The 26897-nt window shown below is 32.9% G+C and carries 26 protein-coding genes; 18 read left to right on the forward strand and 8 right to left on the reverse strand.

Annotated features, from left to right (window positions below; translation table 11 throughout):
- Nucleotides 1–31: 31 nt before the first annotated feature.
- The 16 genes from lysA (at nucleotide 32) to AC3E9W_RS10685 (ending at nucleotide 14159) form a co-directional block, all read left to right on the forward strand.
- Nucleotides 32–1255, forward strand: a complete 1224-nt coding sequence (lysA, locus tag AC3E9W_RS10610) for a diaminopimelate decarboxylase (RefSeq protein ID WP_306158754.1) — start codon at nucleotides 32–34, stop codon at nucleotides 1253–1255.
- A 120-nt stretch (nucleotides 1256–1375) separates the two neighbouring features.
- Nucleotides 1376–2269: an Abi-alpha family protein gene (locus AC3E9W_RS10615; protein WP_488768318.1), complete on the forward strand. Its 894-nt coding sequence runs from the start codon at nucleotides 1376–1378 to the stop codon at nucleotides 2267–2269.
- Between the two features lie 112 nt (nucleotides 2270–2381).
- Nucleotides 2382–3548, forward strand: a complete 1167-nt coding sequence (locus AC3E9W_RS10620) for a glycosyltransferase family 4 protein (RefSeq protein WP_488768319.1) — start codon at nucleotides 2382–2384, stop codon at nucleotides 3546–3548.
- Between the two features lie 397 nt (nucleotides 3549–3945).
- On the forward strand, nucleotides 3946–4407 hold the full coding sequence (locus tag AC3E9W_RS10625; protein WP_488768320.1) for an RDD family protein: 462 nt from the start codon (nucleotides 3946–3948) through the stop codon (nucleotides 4405–4407).
- Nucleotides 4408–4463: 56 nt separating this feature from the next.
- Nucleotides 4464–4916, forward strand: coding sequence for a hypothetical protein (locus tag AC3E9W_RS10630; RefSeq protein ID WP_488768321.1), 453 nt, complete (start codon nucleotides 4464–4466; stop codon nucleotides 4914–4916).
- A gap of 15 nt (nucleotides 4917–4931) precedes the next feature.
- Nucleotides 4932–5468, forward strand: a complete 537-nt coding sequence (locus tag AC3E9W_RS10635; protein ID WP_488768322.1) for a hypothetical protein — start codon at nucleotides 4932–4934, stop codon at nucleotides 5466–5468.
- 269 nt (nucleotides 5469–5737) lie between these two features.
- Nucleotides 5738–6109, forward strand: coding sequence for a hypothetical protein (locus AC3E9W_RS10640; RefSeq protein ID WP_488768323.1), 372 nt, complete (start codon nucleotides 5738–5740; stop codon nucleotides 6107–6109).
- 4 nt (nucleotides 6110–6113) lie between these two features.
- Nucleotides 6114–6962, forward strand: coding sequence for a hypothetical protein (locus tag AC3E9W_RS10645; RefSeq protein ID WP_488768324.1), 849 nt, complete (start codon nucleotides 6114–6116; stop codon nucleotides 6960–6962).
- A gap of 30 nt (nucleotides 6963–6992) precedes the next feature.
- Complete coding sequence (locus tag AC3E9W_RS10650) at nucleotides 6993–8153, forward strand: acetyltransferase domain-containing protein (RefSeq protein ID WP_488768325.1); 1161 nt, start codon at nucleotides 6993–6995, stop codon at nucleotides 8151–8153.
- Between the two features lie 80 nt (nucleotides 8154–8233).
- Nucleotides 8234–8704, forward strand: coding sequence for a DUF1572 domain-containing protein (locus tag AC3E9W_RS10655; protein WP_488768326.1), 471 nt, complete (start codon nucleotides 8234–8236; stop codon nucleotides 8702–8704).
- Between the two features lie 225 nt (nucleotides 8705–8929).
- Complete coding sequence (locus AC3E9W_RS10660) at nucleotides 8930–10117, forward strand: hypothetical protein (RefSeq protein ID WP_488768327.1); 1188 nt, start codon at nucleotides 8930–8932, stop codon at nucleotides 10115–10117.
- 154 nt (nucleotides 10118–10271) lie between these two features.
- The gene (locus AC3E9W_RS10665; RefSeq protein WP_306158766.1) at nucleotides 10272–10598 is read left to right on the forward strand and encodes an ArsR/SmtB family transcription factor; all 327 of its coding nucleotides are present in this window, start codon (nucleotides 10272–10274) and stop codon (nucleotides 10596–10598) included.
- A complete protein-coding gene (locus AC3E9W_RS10670) occupies nucleotides 10588–11091 on the forward strand; it encodes an SRPBCC family protein (RefSeq protein ID WP_488768328.1) in 504 nt (167 codons plus the stop codon). The genes AC3E9W_RS10665 and AC3E9W_RS10670 overlap by 11 nt, the downstream gene beginning before the upstream one ends.
- A gap of 29 nt (nucleotides 11092–11120) precedes the next feature.
- A complete protein-coding gene (locus tag AC3E9W_RS10675) occupies nucleotides 11121–11621 on the forward strand; it encodes an SRPBCC family protein (RefSeq protein ID WP_456893671.1) in 501 nt (166 codons plus the stop codon).
- Between the two features lie 95 nt (nucleotides 11622–11716).
- Nucleotides 11717–12586 (forward strand): alpha/beta hydrolase, encoded by an 870-nt coding sequence (locus tag AC3E9W_RS10680; RefSeq protein ID WP_488768329.1) that lies wholly within the window; start codon nucleotides 11717–11719, stop codon nucleotides 12584–12586.
- A 319-nt stretch (nucleotides 12587–12905) separates the two neighbouring features.
- Nucleotides 12906–14159, forward strand: a complete 1254-nt coding sequence (locus AC3E9W_RS10685) for a porin family protein (RefSeq protein WP_456893673.1) — start codon at nucleotides 12906–12908, stop codon at nucleotides 14157–14159.
- 60 nt (nucleotides 14160–14219) lie between these two features.
- Here AC3E9W_RS10685 and AC3E9W_RS10690 read toward each other — a convergent pair whose 3' ends face one another.
- From AC3E9W_RS10690 to AC3E9W_RS10700, 3 genes are all read right to left on the reverse strand, one after another.
- Nucleotides 14220–15755 (reverse strand): YifB family Mg chelatase-like AAA ATPase, encoded by a 1536-nt coding sequence (locus AC3E9W_RS10690; protein ID WP_488768330.1) that lies wholly within the window; start codon nucleotides 15753–15755, stop codon nucleotides 14220–14222.
- 75 nt (nucleotides 15756–15830) lie between these two features.
- Entirely contained in the window at nucleotides 15831–16241 is a 411-nt protein-coding gene (locus AC3E9W_RS10695; protein WP_306158774.1) for a hypothetical protein, read from the reverse strand.
- A 13-nt stretch (nucleotides 16242–16254) separates the two neighbouring features.
- On the reverse strand, nucleotides 16255–17229 hold the full coding sequence (locus AC3E9W_RS10700; protein WP_488768331.1) for a Gfo/Idh/MocA family protein: 975 nt from the start codon (nucleotides 17227–17229) through the stop codon (nucleotides 16255–16257).
- A gap of 315 nt (nucleotides 17230–17544) precedes the next feature.
- Between AC3E9W_RS10700 and AC3E9W_RS10705 the strand changes: the two genes are divergently transcribed.
- Complete coding sequence (locus AC3E9W_RS10705; protein ID WP_306158778.1) at nucleotides 17545–18861, forward strand: ammonium transporter; 1317 nt, start codon at nucleotides 17545–17547, stop codon at nucleotides 18859–18861.
- Nucleotides 18862–19129: 268 nt separating this feature from the next.
- Here the strand turns inward: AC3E9W_RS10705 and AC3E9W_RS10710 are convergent, their stop codons facing one another.
- The 3 genes from AC3E9W_RS10710 to AC3E9W_RS10720 form a co-directional block, all read right to left on the reverse strand.
- Nucleotides 19130–21211: a protein-disulfide reductase DsbD family protein gene (locus AC3E9W_RS10710; RefSeq protein WP_488768332.1), complete on the reverse strand. Its 2082-nt coding sequence runs from the start codon at nucleotides 21209–21211 to the stop codon at nucleotides 19130–19132.
- Nucleotides 21211–22521 (reverse strand): tRNA lysidine(34) synthetase TilS, encoded by a 1311-nt coding sequence (gene tilS / locus AC3E9W_RS10715; protein WP_488768333.1) that lies wholly within the window; start codon nucleotides 22519–22521, stop codon nucleotides 21211–21213. Before tilS ends, AC3E9W_RS10710 begins: the two co-directional genes overlap by 1 nt.
- A gap of 217 nt (nucleotides 22522–22738) precedes the next feature.
- Nucleotides 22739–24025 carry an anthranilate synthase component I family protein gene (locus AC3E9W_RS10720; RefSeq protein WP_488768334.1) on the reverse strand — a complete coding sequence of 429 codons (1287 nt, stop codon included), beginning with the start codon at nucleotides 24023–24025 and terminating at the stop codon, nucleotides 22739–22741.
- 299 nt (nucleotides 24026–24324) lie between these two features.
- Between AC3E9W_RS10720 and AC3E9W_RS10725 the strand changes: the two genes are divergently transcribed.
- A complete protein-coding gene (locus tag AC3E9W_RS10725; RefSeq protein ID WP_488768335.1) occupies nucleotides 24325–24699 on the forward strand; it encodes a DoxX family membrane protein in 375 nt (124 codons plus the stop codon).
- A 64-nt stretch (nucleotides 24700–24763) separates the two neighbouring features.
- Here the strand turns inward: AC3E9W_RS10725 and AC3E9W_RS10730 are convergent, their stop codons facing one another.
- Together AC3E9W_RS10730 and lpdA are read right to left on the reverse strand one after the other, a co-directional pair.
- The gene (locus AC3E9W_RS10730) at nucleotides 24764–25306 is read right to left on the reverse strand and encodes a lipocalin family protein (RefSeq protein WP_456893687.1); all 543 of its coding nucleotides are present in this window, start codon (nucleotides 25304–25306) and stop codon (nucleotides 24764–24766) included.
- Between the two features lie 168 nt (nucleotides 25307–25474).
- Nucleotides 25475–26878: a dihydrolipoyl dehydrogenase gene (gene lpdA, locus AC3E9W_RS10735; protein ID WP_488768336.1), complete on the reverse strand. Its 1404-nt coding sequence runs from the start codon at nucleotides 26876–26878 to the stop codon at nucleotides 25475–25477.
- Nucleotides 26879–26897: the final 19 nt, after the last annotated feature.

Consider the following 26897-nt stretch of genomic DNA (forward strand, 5'->3'; position numbering starts at 1 on the left):
GTAATACATTTGCTCAAAATAGTTTATAAAAATGCAAGCAAAAGATTTACTGCAGTTAGCAGACCAATTTGGAAGTCCATTGTATGTTTACGATGCTGAAAAAATCCAATCTCAGTACAACAGATTAACTAAAGCTTTCTCTAAGGTAGAAAACTTAAGAGTTAATTACGCCATGAAGGCATTGTCTAACGTTGCGATTCTACAGTTATTAAAGAACATGGGGTCTGGCTTAGATACTGTATCAATTCAGGAAGTTCAGTTAGGACTTCACGCTGGCTATGATCCTGACAAAATTTTCTTTACACCTAATGGAGTTTCTCTAGAAGAAATCGAAGAAGTTGCTGCTATGGGTGTGCAAATCAATATCGACAATTTATCAATTCTGGAGCAATTCGGAACCAAACATCCACATATTCCAGTTTGTATTCGTATCAATCCGCACGTAATGGCGGGTGGAAATGCTAATATTTCTGTTGGACACATCGACAGTAAATTCGGAATTTCTGTACATCAGATTCCGCATATCTTGCGAATTGTTGAAAATACAAAAATGAGTATCGTTGGAATCCACATGCACACAGGATCTGATATTTTAGATATTGAAGTATTTTTGTATGCTGCTGAAATCTTGTTTGATACCGCAAAACACTTCAAAGATTTACAATTCTTAGATTTCGGAAGCGGATTCAAAGTTCCTTACAAAAAAGACGATATCGAAACAGACATCGAAGAATTAGGTAAAAAATTATCTAAAAGATTCAATGCTTTCTGTACAGAATACGGTAGAGATTTAACTTTAATTTTCGAACCAGGAAAATTCTTGGTAAGCGAAGCAGGTCATTTCTTAGTAAAAGTAAACGTAGTGAAACAAACAACTTCAACAGTTTTCGCTGGAGTAGACAGTGGTTTCAACCACTTAATCCGTCCAATGTTGTATGGATCTTCACACCATATCGAAAACATCTCTAACCCGAAAGGAAAAGAACGTTTTTACTCTGTTGTAGGATACATTTGCGAAACCGATACTTTTGCCAACAACCGCAGAATCCCAGAAATTACAGAAGGCGATATTTTAGCTTTCCGTAACGCTGGAGCATACTGTTTCTCAATGTCTTCAAACTACAACTCAAGATACAAACCAGCTGAAGTTCTTTGGATGAACGGACAAGGAATCTTGATTCGTGCTCACGAAACTTTCGAAGATTTACTTAAAAATCAAATTCCGTTGCCACAAGAAATTGCTGCAACAGTTTAAAATAAAAAAAAAGAGAATATCTATTGAATCCCGTTTCTTAATTGAGGCGGGATTTTTTTTGTTTGCATGTAAATAGAATAAACAAATTTGAAACTTTTACTTTTTATAAAATATTAAATAATGGATAAAAAAATTGACCTTAAATCAACAACTATTGAAAAAGGCTTAGAAATTGCAAAAGAATTTATTGACAAGCTTATTATGCCATCAATTGAAGAAACAGGACTATTTCTAAAAGATCATATCACAATGTGGCGTTTTAAAAATCAAGTAAAGATGTTAAATAAAGCAAAGGAATATTGCATAAAACACAATATTAGCCCTAAGAAAATATCTCTCAAAATTTTATCACCACTTTTGGAATATTCAAGTTTAGAAGAAGATGATGAAATGCAAGACAAATGGTCAATATTACTTTCTAACCTTATTGATTCAGAACAAAATATACAAAACAATGTCTTTCCGTATATATTAAGCCAATTATCAAAAGATGAATTCTTTTCTTTAGAAAAAATTTACAATAAAAGAGTTTTGAGATTCTCAAAATATAAAATTGAGCTTGAAAATTATTTTGCAGAAAAGGTAAATAAAGAAATGACGATAATTAATGAGCTTGAAAGTATTGAAAAAATTATAACCAAATTAGAAAAGGAAAATAAATATTTTGATCCTGAAATGACAAATCTTTATATTATCCGTTCGGGTTTACAAAATGATTTTAAAACATTGAAGGACGAAGAACATAAAATTCGCTTTGAAGCAAATAAAGCAGAAATTGTCCCTAAAAATTTATTTAAAGAATTTGAATTCTCAAACTTAATAAGACTTGGTTTAATAAAAGAAGTAAAAGAATTCTATGCGAAAAGACAAACATTAGAAATCCCAAATGAATTTAAATATGAAAAAACTCATACTGACGTTGATTTAGATGTCAATATTTTATCTAACACAACATATATATTGACAGAATTAGGAGAACTATTCTATGAAACATGTCAGGAAAAAAATAGTTAAAACTAAATAATTTTATTTTATCGATAATAATAAAACTTAGTTGCAAAAAAGTATCTCAAACAATCTATTAGTCTAAATAAAAAATTATTTTAGCCTAACAAACCAATCCAAAATGAAAGAAAAAAAAGTTGTAGGATTTATTACTTCAACTAATCCTAGTGATAAAAGAAGTTGGTCAGGAATTCATTACAGAATGTATCAAGCTTTACTAAATGAATTTGAGGAGGTACATGTTTTCGGCCCAATTGAAAAAAGCAGATTATTATTAAAAACACAGAAATTATTAGAAAAAATCCACTTAAAATTATTTTCTAAAAAATATAACATTTTTCATACTATAATATCCAGCAGGTTTTATGCTTCAAAAATTAAATTAAAACTTAAAAACAAAAAGATTGATGTATTATTTGCACCAGCTGCTTCTACCGAAATTGCTTATTTAAAAACCTCTATTCCAATTTGCTACTTATCAGACACATCATTCGGTCAAATCAGTAATTACTACGATACCTTTTCCGGATTATCTGATCTATCCATTAAAGAATCAAATATAATTGAGAGTAAAGCAATAAGAAATTCTACCATTCAAGTTTACTCCTCAGATTGGGCCGCAGACTATGTAATTAATAATTATAATGCTAATAGAAAAAATGTTTTTACTGTAAATTTTGGTGCAAATATAGATATAGCTCCAGCTTCAACAGATATAAAAAAAAATTATAACAGTACAATTAATTTATTATTTCTAGGAGTTCATTGGAAAAGAAAAGGCGGTGACATAGTATTAGAAACTTTTAATATTTTATTAAATAAAGGATATGATGTTACGTTAACAATTTGTGGCTGCACTCCGCCAAATGAAGTATCAAATTCTAAAATAAAAATTATTCCATTCCTTAATAAAAATAATGCTCAAGAATACAATAATTTTTTAGATATTTTGTATAAAACTCATTTACTATTTGTTCCTACTCGTGCAGATTGTACTCCAATAGTATTTTGCGAAGCCAATGCTTTTGGTATTCCTGTGATTACTACAGATACAGGTGGTGTTAATTCCATTATTAAAAACGACCTAAATGGTTTTACACTTCCTTTCGAATCCCAATCAATTGATTATGCTAATCAAATTGAAAAACTTATAAATAATCGTTCAAAACTGAAAGAACTAGCAGAACAATCTAGAAAGAAATTCGAAGAAGAGCTAAATTGGAATAGTTGGGGAGAAAAAATGAGAGAAATACTTTTACTAACAATACAAAGAAAAAATAATCCTTAAGTATGCGGTTAGCAAAATCCCGTTTCTTAATTGAGGCGGGATTTTTTTTATTCTAGATTTCTGATTTTAGATTTTAGATTTTTTGAGTTGCGATTGTCAGGCTGAGCGAAGTCGAAGCCCACGCAAAGTTTGTCAATCCAAGTTTCCGCCTAAGTTTGTCATTTCGACCGAAGGGAGAAATCTCCGCAAGAAACTCCGCAAAGTTTTTGGAATTTGGAATTTATATAATTTGAGAATTAATACTAATTTGGGCGTGTCCCTCCGGGTCGGGCTTTCGGCTATATCTTTTGTTCCATTCCACTTCACAAAAGGATACCGCCTCTATCCCTCACGCTTAAAAAAAAATATCAAATATTAATTTTTATAAATTATGTTTGTATCAACTTAAATCCAAAAAATGACCCCAGAACAAATTGCCACAAAACCAAATCTTAAAAAAAGAATTCTTGCCGGATTAATTGACTATTCAATAATACTTGGAGTAACTCTCGTTATGTTTCTTTACTTTGGAAAAAAAAACGAAACTGGTTATGAACTGCAAGATTTTCCTGCATTACTCAATTGGTCAATATGGTTTGGTTATATGGTTGGATTTGAAGTGAAATTTGGAGCAACACTTGGTAATCAAGTATTTGATTTACGTGTGATTTCTATAAAAGATAGTAAAACGACAAGCTTGACCATCGGTCAATCCTTTCTGAGACATTTATTTGATATTCTTGATTTATGGTTTTTCGGGCTTTTAGGAATATTGCTCATAAAAAACACCAAATATAACCAAAGACTTGGAGACTTATGTGCCAATACAATTGTAGTAGACACAAAAGACAGTCAACAGTTTTATAAACGATTTGCTTAACCAATAAACTCAAAAAATCCTATTTTTATCCTTCCCAAATCAAACCCCAAAATCAAATGAAATTCACAATTACCCTATTAACCCTACTCCCACTATTTACAATATCTTCTTTCAGCCAAACCATCGCTGATTTAAAATTAAAACCAAAAGAAATTCCGAAAGGCGGTTATATGGTAAGCGACGGAAATATCTGCATTACGCCACAAGCCTGTACTTTTTATAATGATATTGAAACTTATGCGAATATTGTCGGAACGGTAAAAAGTAAAGCCATTCAGAGTTTTAAAAGCAAAGCAGACCGAGGTTCTATTATGTATTTTGAGTTTGATCACGTTTTTAAAGGCGATAGATTCCTTCAAGGATTATTATGGGGAAAAACTGGCGAGCCAACAGCTGAACATCCAGAAGAATATCTGGCAAAAGGAAAATTTCTTGTTATTTGGAGTTTGCAGCCAGATAGTCCGCTAAAAGAGAAATCGGAAACTAAAGTTGAAACAATTTTAAAATAAAAAATACTATTTAATATGAAAAAAACACTTCTTATTTTTATTTCTATTTTGGCAATAAGCTGTACCAATGACGATAAGACTCCTGAAACTGATAAGACTTCTATAAATCTCGTAACAGGAGTTAATTTTAGACAAACTACAGACGATATGGGATTAAAACTAGGAAACCCAAATACCCTTGTAAACAAAAAGTTTTTAATTTATCCTAATCCCGCGCGCAATAATAATATGCTTTATATTTCGGCGCAAGGAGACATTACAGAAATATGGTTTGTTCCTGCAACTCCAGAAAAAGTTTATCAAAGTGTTGACTTCAGCACTATTTTAAAAAGCAACTTATATAGCGAACAATCTATTATATCAAGTTCCGAACTTTCTTTCAATGAATTATCTTTAAGCAATCCTAAACTTGATATAAAAACTCTTGACAAAGGTTATTATAAAATTTTCGTTAAAATTGAAGGTACTATTTATTGGGATAATCTATATGTTTATACTGACGCTGAAGACAATGAGGAGGATTTTAACAAACTTCAGAATTTTTGGAAATAAAGAATTACTTCAAAAGTAGCCACTCACAATTATTTCTTTAATAAAGAAAAATATCCTAAAGGGCTTAAGCATTTTTTCGTAAAAACTTAAATAATAAATAGAGTATATAAAGTAAAAAAACACCAAATACAATCATTAAAAACTGCCACATAAATAACCCAAAGCTGAAATCATTAATTAATTTATCCATAATTTTATCTTTTTTATGTTTTCATTTTCTAAAGTGTAAATAAAAGAAAAAAATCTTACAATTTTAAAAAATATTCAAAATGAAACCACAAGTACGAATTCTGTTTTACTCTATTTTATTCTTTTTATATTTAACTCTAACTCAATTTATATTATCATTGGGTGCAGTTATAAAAACAGATCCTTACATTACTTTAGGTTGTGGTTTTGCGGTTTTAAATCTTATTTACGCTTTTTTTGGTTTGAAATGGAAAGCTATTTTAAATATAATCTGCGCTGTCGGAATCGCTACTTTGGCTTTATTTCTGGCTTTGCAGTTTACCAATTTGCATTTGGTTATAGATTACGATCCGTATCAGGTAAAAACAGCCATATTTGCCAATGCCATTTTCTCTATTATTTTTTGGGAAATTGTGTATCAGATAAAAATTAAACAAGAAAAGAAAAATTAGAGCAATGAAATGCATTTCTTTTGTTGTTTTATTATTTAGCTGGTTTTGTTCCTTTTCGCAAAATGTAGAAAAAATTAAGTTATTTTATTCTTCTGGAGGTTCTTCTTGGGGAAATAACAGAATATTTTCTAAAAGCGAAATATTTGAATTGACTAAGAATGAAAATAATGATTTCGTTTTTAGTAAGCATCTAAAAATAAATGACAAAGTAAAAAATCAAAAGATTACCAAAGATACTATTGAAGTTAAAAACGATCCAAAATCTATTATTTCTAAAGAAAGCATTGAAAACTTATTGACAGAATTAAACACTAATAGAGAAAATTTTACTCCAGAATTTTTAAGTCAACATTTTGTAAAACCAACAAAAAAAGAAATCTTCAGGATTGCAAAGAAAAATGATCAGAAAGATCTATTTTCTAATAATTATGAAGAAAAAATAGACTTTGAAAATCGATATTTAGATATACAGAATTATAAAAAATTAGATGATTTTGTAAACGACTACAAAAAAAATAAAGATCATATAGTTTTTACAGATGCTTGGCATTTTCTCCGATTATTTGTCTATCAAAAAGAAGAAATAAAAATGTACGAATTTACTTTTTTACAAGATTTTGGGCAACCAATTTCAGTTTACAATGTTGAAAGCTTAAACGAAAAATCAAGCAAAGTTGATTTAATGTATCCTTCTCAAACCAAGATTACTAATTTTAATGTCAATTTACTTCTTAGAAAAATTCTGCCACAGCAAACAATTACAGCCAAAACTCTTGATTTAAATAGAATTAGAGACGAGTACGTCAATTGGAGTTTGAAGAATATAAATCGAAAAAATCAAATAATTCATTAGTTTTACTTTAAGTATTTAAAAATCAAACTCATGAAACGACAGCCATCAATAGACATTGTCCGCGGAATTGTAATGATTATTATGGCGCTGGATCATGTTCGGGATTTGATGCATGTTGATTCGATTACCCAAAGTCCGACCGATTTGGCGACAACTTCTCCATTATTATTTTTCACAAGATGGATTACACATCTGTGCGCGCCAATTTTTGTCTTTCTGGCAGGAACTTCGGTTTATCTTTCGCTTCAAAATAAAAATAATCTTGCTGAGAAAAGACAGGATTTAATTAAAAGAGGATTTTGGCTAATTTTCCTAGAATTTACCGTTGTCAATTTCGGATTGTTCTTTGATATTGGTTTTCATACACTATTATTTGAAGTCATCGCCGCGATAGGTTTTGGTTTTATAATTCTAGGATTATTATTAAGAATAAGTTCCAGAACATTAGGGATTATTGGCCTAATCATAATTGTTTTTCATAACCTTTTACCTGCAATTCCATTTGCAGAAAACTCGGTTGTAAAAGCTATTTTATCACCATTTTTTGCCCCAATAGTTTTTCCCTTTTCAGAAAGAGCTTTTATAATGGGCTATCCTCCGATTCCGTGGCTCGGAATTATGCTGATTGGTTTTGCAACAGGAAAATTCTTTGCGTTGGAAGCAGAAAAAAGGAAAAAACTTTTTATCAAAATTGGTTTAAGTTCATTGACTCTATTTGTTATCCTCAGATTGATTAATGTTTATGGCGATCCAGCATTATGGACTTCGCAGAAAGATTCGATTTTTACCTTCTTGTCTTTTATGAATGTTACCAAATATCCGCCTTCTCTTCTATTTTGCTTCGCCACTTTAGGCGTAATGTTTTTACTTCTGGCTTTTGCAGAACAATTTCAAAACAGCATTAAAAAAGTGACTTTGGTTTACGGAAAAGTGCCTTTGTTTTATTTCGTCGTTCATTTTTATGTCATCCATATTCTCACGCTAATCATGCTTTTTGCCCAAGGTTTCAATTGGTCACAATTTGAATTTGCTTCGGGAACTTTTGGCAGACCTAAAAATTTAGAAAGCGGACTGCCTATTTGCACAATTTATTTGATCTGGATATTTGTAGTGGCATTACTGTATAAACCTTGTCTCTGGTTCGGAAAATATAAAGCCGAAAATCAACATTGGTGGCTGAAATATGTTTAGATTCATATCTCGATATAAAATTTTATTTAAACTTAATGGAAATGTATTCAGCAGGTATAAACTTTTAAACTATTTTGAATATGAAAAACTCAACAGAAATCGCAAATCGTTTTAGAGAAGTTATTTTAAACGGAACTTGGATTGCAAATACCAATTTTAAAGATCAGCTCAAGAATCTAGATTGGAAAATTGCGGTGAGTCCGGTTGAGAATTTAAATACAATTGCGGTTTTGGCGCAGCATATTCATTATTACATCAAAGGAATCAATCAGGTTTTTAAAGGCGGAACTTTGGATATAAAAGACAAATTTAGTTTTGATTTTCCGCCAATTCATTCGCAAGAACAATGGAATGCTTTTCTGAATCAGTTTTGGAATGATGCCGAAGAATTTGCTTCTCTAATAGAAAAAATGTCTGATGAAAAACTCGATGAAGGTTTTGTAGATGTTAAATACGGAACTTACAGAAGAAATATTGAAGCTATGATTGAACATAGTTATTATCATTTAGGACAAATTGTTTTGATTAAAAAGTTATTGCTAAAAGCCTAAAGCTCTCGAAAGCCGTTTTTATGTTTCTTATAAAAAACTAAACTTCTAATCTAGCCCCGATGGGAGCGGCATCCTTTTATGGCGGGGTTCGCCATAAAAGATATAGTGGACAGCGGGACAGGTGCTTCCTATGAAAAACAGCTTTTCTGCTCCTTAAATAAATTAGAAAAAGGCATAGTTGTTGAAAGTTAAAAAAGATATATTTACACCTTCAAAAAACAGACTATGCAAAAAATTACTTTTCTATTTTCTATATTGTTTTTGGTCTTCTCGTCGTGCGGGGTAAAAACAACACAATCAATGCTTAGCGACGGAAATTATGATGGCGCGATTGATCGTGCTGTTGAAGCGCTTCGCACCAAAAAGGATTCTAAAGGGAAACAAGATTATGTGTATTTACTGGAAGAAGCTTTTGCAAAAGCGAAGGATCGTGACAGTCGCAATTTGGAAATGCTGAATAAAGAGAATAATCCTGCAAATGCTGAGCGTATTTATACTACTTATTTACAGCTTAATAACCGTCAGGAAAAAATTAGGCCGATTTTGCCTTTGCCTTTATTGAAGCAGGGAAAAAACGCGTATTTTCCTTTTGAAAATTATTCTACAGAAATTGTAAATAGCAAAAATGCTCTTTCTAAATATTTGTACGAGAACGCTTCGGCTCTTTTGAAATCGAATAATAAAATGGATTTTAGAAAAGCTTACGATGATTTTGCTTATTTGGAAAGCATCAATCCAGGCTACAAAAACACAAAAAAGCTGATGGATGATGCACTTTTTAAAGGAACAGATTTTGTGGACGTTTATGCTAAAAACGAAACAAACATGGTGATTCCGAAAGTACTTCAGGAAGATTTGCTTGATTTTAAAACCTATGGATTGAATGATAAATGGACGGTTTACCACAGTGCCAGACAAAAAAATGTGACATACGATTACAGTCTGATTCTGAGTTTTAGACAGATTGCCATTTCGCCAGAACAGATTAAGGAGAAGGAATTTATTAAGGAAAGACAGGTAAAAGATGGTGTAAAAACACTTTTGGACAGCCGAGGAAGACCCGTAAAAGATAGTTTAGGCAAAGAAATTAAAGTAGATAATTACAAAACACTTCGTGCAACGGTTTATGAATTCAGGCAATTTAAATCTTGCTTGTTAACGGCAAAAGTTGATTATATAGATTTAAAAAGCAATCAGTTAGTTCAGACTTTCCCGATTAGCAGCGAGTATGTTTTTGAAAATGTTTATTCGACTTACAAAGGAAACAGAGGTGCTTGCGATGATAATTATTTGGCGTATTTTGACAGACGCGCTGTTGCGTTTCCTAATAACGAACAGATGGTTTTTGATACAGGTGAAGACCTGAAAACCAAGTTAAAAGACATCATAGTAAAGAATAAATTTAGAAGATAATTATATAACATACTTATAATGAAAAAGATGCATTTTTGATGCATCTTTTTTTGTTTAAGTTCTTTTCAGCAAAAAAAATCTCATTTTTAAATTGTGCAACCAAAAAGTTGCGTATATTTGCAACTAATTAGTTGCTAATTAATGTTTTAAAAAAATGAAAAGAGATATTTTTCAAGCGATTGCCGATCCGACGAGAAGGGCAATATTAGTTTTGATTTCTTCGAGTGCATTGACGCCAAATGCCATTGCGGAGCAGTTTCAAACTACAAGACAGGCTGTCTCTAAACACATTAAAATATTGAATGAATGTGATTTATTGGAAGAAAAGAAATTGGGCCGAGAAATTTATTATCAGCTCAAAATTGATAAAATGAAAGAAATCGATCAATGGTTGGAACAATTTAAGGCAATTTGGGAACAGCGTTTTAGTCAATTGGATCAAGTATTAATGAATTTAAAATCTAAAGAAAATGGAAAGTAATCTATTAATGAATTTTTCGATTGACAAGGAAAACAAAATGGTAAATATTAAACGAGAATTTGACGCTCCTCTTTCGGATGTATGGTCTGCATGGACAGAAGCCGAAATATTAGATCAGTGGTGGGCGCCGCTTCCGTTTAAATCTGAAACCAAAATAATGGAGTTTAAAGAAGGCGGCAGAAGACTTTATGCAATGGTTGGACCAGAAGATCAAAAACGCTGGAGCACTTTTGACTATAGCTCAATCTCGCCGAAAACAAACTTTAAATATGCTGCCACTTTTTGCGACGCTGAAGGAAATCCGAATTCTGAATTTGGCAGTTCATATTGGGATATCAATTTTACTGAAAAAGGAGAAAGAACTATTGTTGACATCGCCATTACTAGAGACAGTCTGGAAGATTTACTGAAAATAGTTGAGATGGGCTTTAAAGAAGGTATGACGGCAACTATGAAAACTTTGGATACTATTTTTGAAAGTAGAAAGAAATAAAATTAACGTCGAATTAAAATCTTAAGAATATGAAAAATAATCTTTTAATGGATTTTACCGTAAACAAAGAAACGAATACGGTACATGTAAAACGCGAATTTAATGCATCGCTGCCTCAAGTTTGGTCAGCGTGGACAGAACCTCAAATTCTGGATTTGTGGTGGGCGCCAGCTCCGTGGAAATCGGAAACAAAAAGCATGGAATTTAAGGAAGGCGGACGAAGATTATACGCAATGGTTGGTCCAGAAGGCGAAGAACATTGGGCACTTGCTGATTATACTTCGATTGATGCAAAATCAAATGTAAAATGGTTGGATGCTTTTTGCGACAGCGAAGGAAATTTAAACAACGAGTTGCCGCGTTCTGACTGGGATGTTACGTTCTCTGAAAAGGAAGGCTCTACTTTTGTTGATGTGGTAATCAAACATGAAAAACTTTCTGACCTGGAAGCGATCCTACAAATGGGCTTTAAAGAAGGATTCACTATTGCTATGGAAGGTTTGGATAAAATTTTTGAAGAGAAAGCATAATTATTTCTGAAATCAAAAAAATAAAGGTCAGCGTAAAAAATTTGAACTGCTATTAAATTTGTATTTTCGTTAGATAAAATATTTATTTACTATCAATGAACAGATTTTTTGCTCTGATCTTTTTGCTTATTTGCCAAACTACGTTATTCAGCCAAAAGAATAAAACTAAAACCGTAGAAACTTCAAAACCTTTTATATTAGGCGTTATCGATGAAATTCAATCGAAAGAATTAAACGAAAAAAGAATTCTAAACATTTATCTTCCTGAAGGTTATAATCCTGCTGAAGCAACAAAATATCCCGTAATTTATTTATTGGACGGTTCTGCTGATGAAGATTTCATTCATATTTCTGGGTTGGTTCAGTTTAACAGTTTTGAATGGATCAATCAAGTTCCAAAATCTATTGTTGTGGGTATTGCAACCGTCGACCGCAGAAGAGATTTTACTTTTCCGACAACCGTTGAAAAGGACAAAAGTCGTTTTCCAACTACGGGCCATTCTGATCAGTTTATTGCTTTTATCGAAAAAGAATTACAGCCCTTTATGGATAAAAAATACAAAACCAACGAATCTAAAACCATAATTGGCCAATCTCTAGGCGGATTATTAGAAACCGAAATCTTACTTAAAAAGCCATTTCTTTTTAATAAATATGTTATTGTGAGTCCGAGCTTGTGGTGGAATAACGGTTCAATATTGGATTTGGATTCTGAAATTCTAAAAGAAAATTTCAATCAAAAAACAGAAATTTATATCGCTGTCGGAAAAGAAGGCTTAGCTCCAACTGCACTGCCAAGAGTTATGGAAGTTGACGCTAACTTGCTGACGGAAAAACTGAAAGCTTCTAAAAGCAAAAACATCAAAGTCTATTTTGATTATTTCCCTGAAGAAAATCACGGAACGGTTCTGCATCCTGCTGTTGCCAATTCTTTTAAGTTCTTTTATCCGCAAGTTAAGGAATAACATATATTAGCATTTAGAAGGTTTATTGTGACGGAGATCAAAATGCTATTTTAATAAATTTAAAACGATCTATTTTGTTTAACCTAAAATCATAAAAGGAAAATTCCTTTTATGATTTTTTTTACTTCAAAACAAAGATATAACTATCTATAATTCAGAAAAAACAATAAAAACCACTTAAAAAATCATTACTTAAAAATCACAAAAAATTAAACAAATACGGTTTCCCGTAAAAATAATTGATCATTTACACATTATATTTGGGCACCACATAAAATAAATATTAACTAAAAAAAAATTAAAATCTCAATTATTTTTAATGAAAAAACAAATTTTATTTACTGCCCTAACTCTACTATTTACTATTACTGGAATCTCCCAAATAGCTTTCGAAAAAGGTTATATCATAACAGAAAACAATCAAAAAACAGAATGTTTAATTGAGAACATGGACTGGAAAAGTAATCCTGTCAATTTTAGATATAGATTATCAGAAGGTTCTCCAATTATTAACGCAGATATTAAAACTGTAAAGGAATTTAGTGTTACTGGCCAAGAAAAATATATTAGATCTACAGTAAATATTGATCGTTCTACCAAAGATCTTCAAACCATGACTACAGAAAAAAATCCTGTTTTTCATTTGGAAACATTATTCCTTCAAACGCTTATGGAAGGAAATGCGTCTCTATATCTTTACGATGACAGTACTGTAAGACGTTTCTTTTATAAAACAAATAATTCTGAAATAAAGCAACTTGTTTACAAAACTTACCTCGCAAGTGGAGATAATGAGCGTGCTAAAGACTACACAGACCAAATTGCAAAAAACAATTATTTTAGAGAACAGCTTTATCTTGATTTGAAATGTGACAATATTCAGCAAAACGAATACGAAACGCTGAGCTATACAAAAAATGCTTTAATGCGTATTTTCGCTAAATACAATAAATGCACTAATTCTGAATTTGTTGACCTTGAAGTAAAAGAAAAAAAAGATCTATTCAATCTTACAGTGCGCCCAAGATATAATAACAGTTCACTAACTATGGACAACTCTATTTTTGAAGGATTAGATTTTGATTTTGGTCAAAAATCAAGCTTTAGCCTGGGAATTGAAGCTGAGTTTATTCTTCCTTTTAACAAAGACAGATGGTCAATTATTATTGAACCTACTTATCAATATTATAAAGGAGAACAAACAATTGCAAGCTCTCAAGTGGTCGGTGGTACTCTTACTGGTAAAGTAGATTATAAATCAATTGAATTACCAATTGGTGTGAGACGCTATTTTTTCATTAATAAGAATACAAAAATATTTGCCAATGGATCACTCGTAATAGATTTCAGTAATAATTCTAAAGCAAGTGTTACAAGAAATGATGGGTCTGAACTAAATAAATTAGAAATAAAATCGGGCATCAATTTCGGTTTAGGGTTAGGTGTGAAACTTATGGACAAGTTTAGCGCGGAAGTAAGATACCAAACTCCTAGAGGGCTCTTGGCTGAAAATCCAAATTGGGGCTCTTCATATCAAACGACTTCTTTAATTGTTGGATATTCTTTCTTTTAATAATTTAATAAGTCATACTAAATAAGCTAATTGACAGTGTTGTCAATTAGCTTATTTATTTTACCCCAACCACCCTTCTCTATCCAAACTTCTATATTGAATCGCTTCGGCAATATGAGACGAAATAATATTTTCTGAATGATCTAAGTCGGCGATGGTTCTCGAAACTTTCAAAATCCTATCGTAAGCTCTTGCAGAAAGATTTAATCGTTCCATTGCGGTTTTTAATAATGCTTTTGAAGGTTCGTCTAAAACGCAAAATTCTCGAATCAATTTACTACTCATTTGGGCATTGTAATGTACATTTTCAACCGTTTCAAATCTTTTGGTTTGAATTTCCCTCGCAGCGGTAACACGTTTACGAATTTCCACACTGCTTTCTGCTTTTCGTTCTTCGGCTAATTTTTCAAACGGAACTGGCGTCACTTCAATATGAATATCAATTCGATCCAATAACGGACCAGAAATTTTACTCATATAACGCTGCATTTCGTGTGGCGAAGACGTGTTTGGCGCACTCGGATCGTTAAAGAATCCGCTTGGACTTGGGTTCATACTTGCCACGAGCATAAAAGATGATGGATAAGTAATAGTAAATTTAGCTCTCGAAATGGTCACTTCACGATCTTCTAAAGGCTGACGCATCACTTCTAAAACATCACGTTTAAATTCTGGCAATTCATCCAAAAACAAAACGCCATTATGTGCCATTGAGATTTCGCCAGGCTGCGGATAACTTCCTCCTCCAACCAACGCAACATTCGAAATAGTATGATGCGGACTTCTAAATGGACGCTGATTCATTAATCCGACTTCTTTTAATTTTCCGGCAACGCTATGAATTTTAGTCGTTTCCAAAGCTTCACGCAAAGTCATCGGTGGCAAAATACTCGGAACTCGTTTTGCCAGCATTGTTTTTCCTGCTCCCGGCGGACCAATTAAAATAATATTATGTCCGCCCGCTGCTGCAATTTCCATACAGCGTTTAATGCTTTCTTGTCCGCGAACATCTGAAAAATCAAATTCTGGAAAGTCTAGCGTTTTGTAGAATTCAGCTCTGGTATCGATAACCGTTGGCTGGAGCGTTCCTCTTCTTGAGAAAAAATCGATAATTTCTTTGAGATTTGAAACTCCATACACATCTAAACCTGCTACAATAGCCGCTTCTTTTACATTTTGAATCGGAAGAAAAAATCCTTTGTAACCTTCTTCTTTGGCTTTTATGGCAATAGGCAAAGCACCGCGAATAGGCTGCAGACTTCCGTCTAAAGAAAGTTCGCCCATAATGATATACTGCTCAATTTCAGGAGCTTTTATCTGATCTGAACCAACCAGAATTCCCATTGTCAAAGTCAAATCATAAGAGGAACCTTCTTTGCGAAGATCTGCCGGAGCCATATTAATAGTGATTCGCTTTCCTGGCATCTTATAGCCATTATTTTTGAGCGCCGCCGCAATTCTAAAACTACTTTCTTTTATAGCACTATCAGGAAGACCTACTAAATGATATCCTATTCCTGCATCCATATGTACCTCAACTGTAATGGTTGTGGCCTCAACACCAAATACGGCACTTCCGTAAACTTTTGTTAGCATAAATAAATAAATTCTTATAAAAAGTAAAAGTATTTAATTAAATAGGAGTACAAAACATTTTTTGTAAATATTTTATTACTTTTTATTTAAATCATTTTCTATATCAAGCCATTTTTGATCTTCTAAATCTTTTTCATATTCAGACGTACCTTCAAAACCATATTCTTCAAGTTTTTTTAAATAAGGAGTATAATCAAAAAATGGTTCGTTCCATCCTTCTACTTCCCAAGTATCTTCAATTACTGTAGCTAGCCATCTTGGCGGAGGAGAATATTTCTTAAAATAATCTAGTTTTTGTTCAGTTGTTTTAAGATTCTCTACAAACCAAATGTAAAGACAGTCGCAAAATTCGTCACCACTTCCCATTCTCCAAAAAATACTATAAGGATGTGAATCTTCTTTGAAAATCCATTGAGGAGGTACTTCTCCATATTTTTCAACAAACTCATTTATTTTATTTGCAAGATATTCTGTTTTCTCAATCATATAATTTTAATTATTAAAATGGTAACTCAATCTGATTCTTAACCTCCTCCACAATCCTACTCAAATCCAAACAATTCTGATGTGACCAAAACTCACTTTCAATTTCATTATTCAAAATATAATTCTGGCATTCAATAATTTCATGAGAATATCCTTTTCCAAGAGTTGGCAAAGTAAAAACAGCTTCCTTTTCTTCGTTCTTAAATAAAGAATAACCGTCTGCAACAAACCACGGCGCATTTAATTCTATTCGTCCTTCTGTTCCAGCGATAACGGCTTTCATATCAGAATCTGAAACTATAGAAGCATGTAAGACAGATTGTGCCGAGTCGTATTGCAAAATCATAGAAGTCTGCAGATCGATATCGTTTTTATGTTTGATGGCTTTCGCAAAAATCTCTTTTGGATTTCCTAATACTATATAGGAGAGAAATAACGGATAAACGCCAATATCAAATAAAGCGCCCCCACCCAATTCTTTATCAAAAAGTCTTTTATTTTCTATTTCACTTCCGTGAAAGGCAAAATCGGCTTTTATATAGTTGACGTTTCCAATTGCTCCATTATTGATTTTATGCATAACGTCTTGAACCGACGGAATAAATCGTGTCCAAAATGCTTCCATAAAAAATGTATTGTGTTTTTTAGAAGCCTCTACCATTCTTTCTGCATCGTTATAAGATAATGCTATTGGCTTTTCACATAAAACGTGTTTGCCATTTTCCATTGCTTTTATAGACAATTCGGCATGAGAATTATGAGGAGTTGCGATATACACAATTTCAACTTCTGGATCTTCAAAAAGCAAATCATAGGAATTATACATTCTTAAAGTATTGTATTTTCCGCCAAACTGCTCTGCTTTAGAAAAATCTCTGGACGCAACTGCCGTCAATTCAGCATTTTCAATCAATAACAAATCTGATGCAAACTGACTTGCAATATTTCCAAGTCCTACAATTCCCCATTTAATTTTTCTATTTTCCATTCTTATATAATAATCACCAAAATTGTTAAAAAGATTAAAAAATATTCTTTACAACAAACTCTAGACGTTTTTTAAACAACAAATATCTATTATCCTACAAAAAATAGCAATCAATTACCCCAAAAATTATCAAAAATGACGTTAAGTGAAAAAAGAATGTTGCTAAATTGTAAATTTTAAGTTTGTTTTAAGAAATCTACGCAAAATGATAGGGGTTAAATTTTAAATTTAACAAAAATTAAACACATACCCCTATTTTTTTATGGGGTATCAAATCATTTTATACTTTTATAAAAAATTTAAAACTAAATAACTATGCGAAAAATTATTTTAAGTGTGATTCTTATCACGATTTTAGTACTAACCTTTATTTCGAACTTTATCATTGCAGACAACCCAATTCCTGCAGAAGCTGTAAAGTTTGATACGGGAGATACTGCCTGGATGATCGTTGCAACTGCATTTGTATTGTTAATGACACCTGGATTAGGATTTTTCTACGGAGGTATGGTAGGTAAGAAGAACGTAATTAGTACTATGCTTCAAAGTTTTATGGCAATGGTAATTGTTACTATTCTATGGACAGTGGTTGCTTTTGGATTGGCTTTTGGACCAACAATTGGAGGAATTATCGGAAATCCGTCTTATAATTTATTCTTTGAAGGAGTTGGAACCAATACAGCATGGAGCCTTGCACCAACAATTCCATTTATTTTATTCGCATTATTTCAGGCAAAATTCGCCATCATTACTCCTGCATTAATTACAGGTGCTTTTGCAGAACGTATCCGTTTCTGGGCTTATTTGCTATTCATGGTTTTATTCATATTATTGATATATACTCCACTTGCTCACATGACTTGGCATCCTGATGGAGTTTTCTTCAAGATGGGAGTTCTTGACTTTGCTGGAGGAACAGTAGTACACATGAGTGCTGGATGGGCTGCATTGGCTGGAGCTATTTTCTTAGGAAAAAGAAAAGTTCAAAAAGCAAATCCTGCTAGAATTACTTATGTATTACTAGGAACAGGTTTACTTTGGTTCGGATGGTTTGGTTTCAACGCTGGATCTGCTTTAGGGGCAAACGGTCTTGCTGCTCAAGCTTTAGGAACAACTACAGTTGCTGCCGCTGCTGCTGCAATGGCTTGGGTTTTCCTTGATAAAATTTTAGGACACAAATTATCTGCTCTTGGAGCTTGTATCGGAGCTGTTGTAGGTCTTGTTGCTATTACGCCTGCGGCTGGTTTCGTAAGTATATCTCACGCTATCTTTATCGGTTTATTCTCTGCAATTGTTAGTAATATTGTAGTAAGCAAATTCCCTAAAGGAAAAATCGACGATGCTCTTGATGTATTTGCTTGTCACGGTGTTGGTGGTATGGTAGGTATGCTTTTAACTGGAGTTTTCGCTTCAAAAGCAATAAATCCTGCTGTTGGAGATAACCAAGGTTTAATCTTCGGAACTCCAACATTATTCATCAACCAATTAACTGCTTTGGTTATCGTTTCAATCTTTGCCTTTGTAGCTTCTTACGCTTTATTTTTCATCGTTAACAAAATTACTCCACTAAGAGTTTCTGAAGAAAAAGAAGAACTAGGATTAGATATCTCTCAACACGGAGAATTCTTATAAGAATAAATTCCCTTCTCACATTACTTGATAAATAAAAAAGCACTCTAAATTTGACTTAGAGTGCTTTTTGCTTGAATTAACCTTTTGTTTTTATTGTTGATTTTAGATTGTAGATTGTAGATTGCGATAGAGTGGTTTAATATTCTTATTTCTAATTTTCTAATTTTCTAATTTTCTAATTTTCTAATTTTCTAATTTTCTAATTTTCTAATTTTCTAATTTTCTAATTTTCTAATTTTCTAATTGACTAATTATCTAATTAACTCAATTACTTAAAATTAGCAATCCCTTCTTTTAACCATTTTAAATACTCATCAGCGCTTACGTAGCTAATTGTCGGTTTAGAAGTATTCATATTATTTCCTTCTAAATCTGTAATTACATACAAAGGCTGTGTATTGGTTTTATATTTAGAAATCATAAAATCAGTCCATTTGTCACCAACTGTAATAATTTTGTCTCCAGCTTCAGTTGTAAATTGCTCTTCTTTTGGCAATTCACGTTTATCATCAACATAAAGCGAAATCAGAACCACATCATTTTTTAGAATTGGTAAAATTGCTGGTTCAGACCAAACATTGTTTTCCATTTTTCTGCAATTTACACAGGCATAGCCTGTAAAATCAAGCATAATGGGTTTATTGATTTCTTTCGCGTAAGCTAATCCATCTTCGTAATCATGGAAAACCATAATTCCGTGCGGGCCTAATTCTGCCCCTTCAGGAAGACCTTTTATAGATCCAGCTGAAACTGCTCCGTTTCCTGATCCTCCAACTCCAAAAGGGCTTTCGCTATATTGCGGTGGCGGCGGAAATGCACTGATTAATTTTAAAGGTGCTCCCCAAAGCCCTGGAATTAAATACATAGTAAACACTAAAGTCAATAATCCTAAATACAATCTTCCAACTGAGATGTGATTTGTCGGACTATCGTGAGGCAATGTAATTTTTCCGAATAAATATAAAGTCAAAGCTCCGAAAATAGCGATCCAGATGGCAATGAAAACTTCTCTTTCTAAGAAATGCAATTGTAAAACCAAATCGGCATTTGATAAAAATTTGAATGCTAAAGCCAATTCCAAAAACCCTAAAACGACTTTAACCGTATTCAACCATCCACCCGATTTTGGCAATGAATTTAACCAACCTGGGAACATGGCAAATAACATAAACGGAAGCGCTAATGCTAAAGAGAAACCTAACATTCCAACAATTGGAGCTATTCCTCCGTTTGAAGCTGCTTCAACTAATAATGTTCCAACAATTGGTCCTGTACAAGAGAACGATACAATTGCCAAAGCCAAAGCCATGAATAATATTCCGATTAAACCGCCTTTGTCGGCTTGCTGATCGGCTTTGTTTGCCCATGAATTTGGAAGCATAATTTCAAAAGCTCCCAAGAAAGAAGTAGCAAAAATGATTAAGATTACGAAGAAAATAAGATTGAACCAAACATCTGTAGACAACGCATTTAAGGCATCGGCGCCAAATATTTTAGTCACAATAAGACCTAAAACAACATAAATAGCAATAATAGAAAAACCGTAAATAATTGCATTTCTAATTCCTTTAGCACGGCTTTTACTTTGTTTGGTAAAGAAACTTACTGTCATCGGAATCATTGGGAAAACGCATGGTGTCAATAATGCCGCAAATCCTGATAAGAAAGCAATAAAAAAGATTGACCATAAACTTCTTGCAGGCGCTGGAGCAGGAATTTCTTCTTTTGCTGTTTCTGCTGTCTTTTCAACTTTTGGCTGAACTGCTTCTTCTGTTTTAACTGTGTCAACAGCCAAACCAACTACTTTAGTTTCATCGGCCTTAACTTCTGTCACAACTGGAACTTCACTCATTTTAAAAGTCGAAGGAACTGCGATAGAGAATTTCTTACTCGAATTGATACAAACTTCTTTACAAACCTGAAAATCAAAATCTACATCAACCGTTTTTAAGTTTGGGTTAATGATTTTAATTTCTTGCTCGATGTGTGCTTTTCCTTCAAAGAAAGTTTCATCTACGCCAAAAACATCATTAAAAGCGGTTCTGGTTTTGCCTTCTTTCGCTTTTCCAACCAGCTCATAATTTCCTTTTTGATTTTTAAAAGTGATTTCTAATGCTAAAGGTCCGCCGTCTGGTGTAAACTGCGAATACATGTGCCAGTCTTTTTCGATTGTTCCATCAAAAATCAAAACGGCATTGTTTCCTTTTTTCTCAATTTTAGAAGTCCATTTCACTGGCTCTAAAATTTGTGCATTACCTTTTGCAAAAGCAAAGAAAAACAAGAAAAGTAAAATGGTTTTAGTCCAAACGTTTTTTGACAAACTTGTCTGAAGATTTTGAGTAAAGTTCATTATTGTATTTCTATTTTAAGTATTTTATTTGTGGTTTTTTCTATTTTAAAACGTTCGTCCTGTCTCATTCCAACAACCCAGACTATTTCATTTTCAGAACATAAAATCCAAGTTTTTTCCTTTTCGATCAATGATAATTTTTCGTCTTTAAAAAGCTTGCTTACTTTTTTAGATTTTCCATTCATTCCAAAAGGCTGAAAAACATCTCCTTCTTTCCATTTACGCAAAGTCAGAGGAAAGCGGATTTTGTCGGAATCAACAAATATAACTTTATTTGATCCGAATGTTGTGTGACCTACGTTACAAAGACTCATTTTTAAGGGAAAATTAACTTCTGTATCGTTTTCACCAATTTCATATTCTTCCTTTTCTGACGTTTCAGAAAACGGGCTCAAAATCAAAGTTTCTCTGTTTTTCAGCAATCTAAATTCCTCAGAAAGAACTTGTTTTCCAGACTGTCCTTCAACCAAATCGTAGATATCATTCCATGCAGAAAATCCAAATTCATTCAGCCATTGGTACAAATACGATTTATAATTGGGAAGTTTTTTTAATTGATTTAAATCGAAATGAATATCATCGCCTGCTTCTTTTGCCACTTGCTGATAAATCATAATTGAAGCATCTTCTACCATTTCTTTTGATTCTTGAAGAAAGGATTGCGTTTTCTGAAAAGCATCCAAAAAGTTTGGATTGATTTCTTTTAAAACTGGAACTAAATTATGACGGATTTTATTTCGAAGATATTTAGTCGAAGCATTACTGCTGTCTTCACGCCATTCTATTTTATTTTCTTTTGCATATTTCAAAATTTCTTCTCTTGAAAAAGGCAAAAGTGGACGAATAATTTTATCGTTTTGTTCTGGAATTCCAGTTAAACCTTCCAATCCCGTTCCTCGCGTTAAATTGATGATAAACGTTTCCAGATTATCATCTGCATGATGTGCCGTCAGAATATAATCGAAGTTTTTTTCTTCTAAAAGTTCGTAAAACCAACTGTAACGAAGTTCTCTCGCAGCAACTTGTGTTGATAATTTATAATCTTTAGCGAAAGCTTCAGTATCAAAATGAGTGGTAAAAATCGGAATATTGTTTTGTTCGCAATAGTTCTGAATAAATTCTTGATCGCCAAAACTTTCCAATCCGCGAAGTTGAAAATTGCAATGCAGAACTGCAATTTCATAAGGCAGTTTATTTAATAAATGTAGTAAAACCATACTGTCCAGCCCACCACTTACAGCCAGAAAAAGTTTTTTTTCGGCTAAAAATGGAAATCTCGAAACGATATGATTTTGGAATTTTAAAAACATCTGATAAAAGTAAAGAATTAAACGCTATCAATTTTTAAACGAAATGTTAAGTGTCTTATTTTTATAGCCACGAATTCACGAATTTATTTTTGCCACAGATTAAAAGGATTATAATGATTTTTAAAAATCTGTGTAAATCTTTTTAATCTGTGGCTAAAAAACTATGCGCAATCAGAATAAAAATTAGTGTCATTCGTGAAATTCGTGGCAAAAAACCTCATCGCAAAACTTCATGCATTGCTTTCGCTTTCAGCAAGCATTCTTCATATTCTTTTTCGGGAATAGATTGTGCTGTAATGGCACTTCCTACCGAAAATGAAACATATTTATTTTCCTGATTGTATAAAATACTCCTGATTACGACATTAAAATCAAAATCTCCATCTGGTGTAAAATACCCCACCGCACCACTGTACAATCCCCTTTTGGTTTCTTCCAGATTTTCGACAATTTCCATTACTGAAATCTTCGGCGCACCTGTCATGCTTCCCATCGGGAATGTTGTTTTTAAAACATCTACCGCAGAATATTGCGGATCTAATCTTGATGTAATTGTAGAAATCATCTGATGTACCTGCAAAAACGAATAGATGCCGCAGAGTTCTTCAACCTCAACAGAACCTTTTTGCGAAGTATGCGACAAATCATTTCGAACCAAATCGGTTATCATTATATTTTCAGCTCTTTCTTTTGCGTCTATAGCTAAAGTACTCTTCGATTTTTCATCTTCAACCGGATCTGCAAAACGTCTCGAAGTTCCTTTAATTGGCTGCGAAATAATCTTCTCTCCTTCCTTTTTCAGATAACGTTCTGGTGAAGCCGAAAGCAGATATTGTTTGTAATTTTTGAAGAAAACCGAAAAAGGAGGCTGCGAAATTTTATTTAATTTTTGAAACTTTTCTAATGGATTAATATTGGCATTTTCAGCATAAAATTCCATACAGAAATTGGCTTCATACATATCTCCAATGTGAATATGCTCCAGCATTTTATTTACTTTCTGAATATACAATTCTTTGGAAATGCGTTGTTTCACTTCGACTCCGCTCAGTGTGACAAACGTTTCAGTTTGAGTTTTTACGATTTCCTCAAAATCATCTTCAACCTCATCATCGCAAAGCATTAAATATTGAATTTCAAGTTCATTTCCTTTCAAAATAAAAATCTTTTTAGGCTGAAAGAAAAACAAATCTGGAAAGTTCAAACCATCAAAATTATTGGATTGAAGTTTTTCCACATCATTCTTTAAATCATAAGAAAGATATCCAAAAAGCCAGTCTTTTGTATTTTGCTGATATTGTTTTAAATCTTCAAAAGCATTGTAATAATCGGTTTTTAAAGACGTAAAAGCATCTACTGCCAATATGCAGTCAAAACTCGAATACTGCTGCGGATAAGAATTGCTGTCTAAAAAAACAACTTCGCGAAATTGCTGCGCCCAACTTAAAAGCTGCTCCTTAAACAGTTTCGGATTGGCAATATTTTTATGGATGGAAACTCTCAAAAATGGTAATTTTAAAGGTCAAAATTACGACAAAATTATTTCATTAGCAGAAAGCAAAAAAAATAATCAAATGATTTGAATCTGATTGCAAAACTGTTAAAAAGACATACTTTTTATAAGAAAAAATTCGTTATATTTGATATACAATTAGATTAATCCTAAAACAGCCTTGATTTGATTGTAAAATCCTTAAAAAAGAACCTCAAAAAACATAATTTGTGATTCTACTTTGAGCTTTTAGATTGCATCTTTTCCAATAACTTAATTATATTTTTTAACCCTAAAAAATCCTAAGTATTATGAAAATTGCCACCATTATTGTCCGCGTTTTAATTGGCCTTTTGCTGCTTTTTGCCTCTATCAGTTACTTTTTTCACTTGATGCCTGAACCTGAAACTACAGGAAATTTTAAAGCTTTTAATGTAGGTTTAATGGCCGCAACTTATTTGATGCCTTTAGCAAAATCAATTGAGCTGCTTTGTGGAATTGTATTTGTAACTGGGCGTTATGTAACTTTAGCAAACGTCTTGATCTTACCTATTACGGTAAATATTTTGTTTATCAATTATTTTCTTGCACCCGAAGGCTTGCCTATTGCCGTACTTTTATTTCTAGGAAATTTATTTTTGATTTACAGATACTGGGATAATTATAAAAGTGTTTTTACAGCATAAATCATTTTTAAATAAAAACAAAAAAGTCCGTCCCGATAGATTAACAGGACGGACTTTTTGTTTTCTAATTCACCTTATCGTGTTTAACCCAAACCAAATCGGTTACGTTATACCCAATTTCCTGAGCTTTGATAAGAAAATCTGCTTTTACACTTTCTGGAATTGTTTTTTCTCTAGAAAGTATCCACATGTATTTTAAACTTTCTCCGGCCACAAGCGCATATTTGTAATCAGGATCGATTGCAACGACATTGTAACCAGAATAAAAAGGACCAAAAAATGAGACTTTCAGCATACCAATATTGTCTTTTTTGACAAATCTAGCTTTCCCGACACTTTGTTCCCATTTGTCTTTTTTGACATTATAGCCCTTATTATCGACTTTTATAGTTTTATCTTCATTCAAAGAATACTCGGCTGTTACATTGTTCAAATCTCTTTCCCATTTGTAATCTAATCTGGCAATTTCGTACCATTTCCCGAGATATTTCGCGCTGTCAAAGTTTGTTACAGCTTTTGCATTTTTTGGAATTCCGCCTCCGCATGAGCTTAACGCGATTCCAATACCTGCTCCAATTAGAATTGGAACTATATATCTATTTTTCATAATCCTATCTTTTTAATAATCATAAAGATAGCACCAGAATTACACATCTAATTTACAAAATTATTTTTGATTATTATATGATCCTAAGCTTAAATTTTAAGCACAAAAAAACCGTCCCGTCTCGTCAAATTCTGACGAGACGGGACGGTTTATATATTTCTACGTATATTATACGTGTAAAGCTCTATTTTCTGTAGCTGCCAATGCTGCTTCTTTTACCGCTTCCGCGAAAGTCGGGTGCGCATGGCTCATTCGAGAAATATCTTCAGCAGAAGCTTTAAATTCCATTGCAGTAACTGCTTCAGCAATTAAATCTGCTGTACGAGCACCAATCATATGAACTCCTAAAACTTCGTCTGTTTTTTCGTCAGCCAAGATTTTTACGAATCCATCTAAGTCAGCACTTGCTCTTGCACGCCCTAAAGCTTTGAATGGGAAACTTCCAGATTTGTATTTCACTCCTGCAGCTTTCAATTGCTCTTCTGTTTGTCCAACAGCTGCAACCTCTGGCCAAGTGTAAACTACACCAGGAATTAAGTTATAATCGATATGCGGTTTTTGACCTGCTAAGATTTCAGCAACCATTACTCCTTCTTCTTCCGCTTTGTGCGCTAACATCGCTCCACGAACAACGTCTCCAATTGCGTAGATATTTGGAACGTTAGTTTGTAAATGATCGTTTACTTCAACTTGTCCTCTATCCGAAATTTTAACTCCGGCTTTGTCAGCGTTTAATCCGTCTGTGTAAGGACGACGACCAACAGAAACTAATGAATAATCTCCTTCCAGAGTGATTGTTTCTCCTTTTGCGTTTTCAGCCTGAACTGTTACAGCATCGCCGTTTCTTTCAACTGATTTTACTTTGTGAGAAACGTAGAATTTCATTCCTTGTTTTTTCAACACTTTAGTTAATTCTTTAGAAAGCGCTCCGTCCATTCCTGGAATGATTCTGTCCATGAATTCAACCACAGAAACCTGAGCTCCTAAACGCAAGTAAACTTGTCCAAGCTCGATTCCGATAACTCCTCCACCAATGATTACTAAGTGTTTTGGAACTTCTTTTAAAGCTAAAGCTTCAGTAGAAGTGATAATTCTTTCTTTATCAATTTTGATGAATGGTAAAGAAGATGGTTTTGATCCTGTAGCAATTACAGTATATTTTGCTTCGATAGTTTCTGATGTTCCGTCAGCTTTTGCAACTGCAATGTGAGTTGCGTCTACGAAAGATCCTAAACCATTGAAAACAGTGATTTTGTTTTTATCCATTAAGTAGTTGATTCCTCCTACGGTTTGATCTACAACGGCTTGCTTACGCGCGATCATTTTCTCTAAATTGATTTTTACATCACCAGAAACTTCGATTCCGTGATCTGCAAAATGTGCAATTTCAGCATAGTGGTGAGAAGATGATAATAATGCTTTTGAAGGGATACAACCTACGTTAAGGCAAGTTCCGCCTAATGAATTATATTTTTCTACGATAGCAGTTTTGAAACCTAATTGTGCGCAACGAATTGCTGATACATATCCGCCAGGACCTGAACCTATAATGACTACGTCAAATGAACTCATAGTTTATCTATTTTATTTT

The sequence above is a fragment of the Flavobacterium sp. 38 genome, from assembly GCF_057799715.1.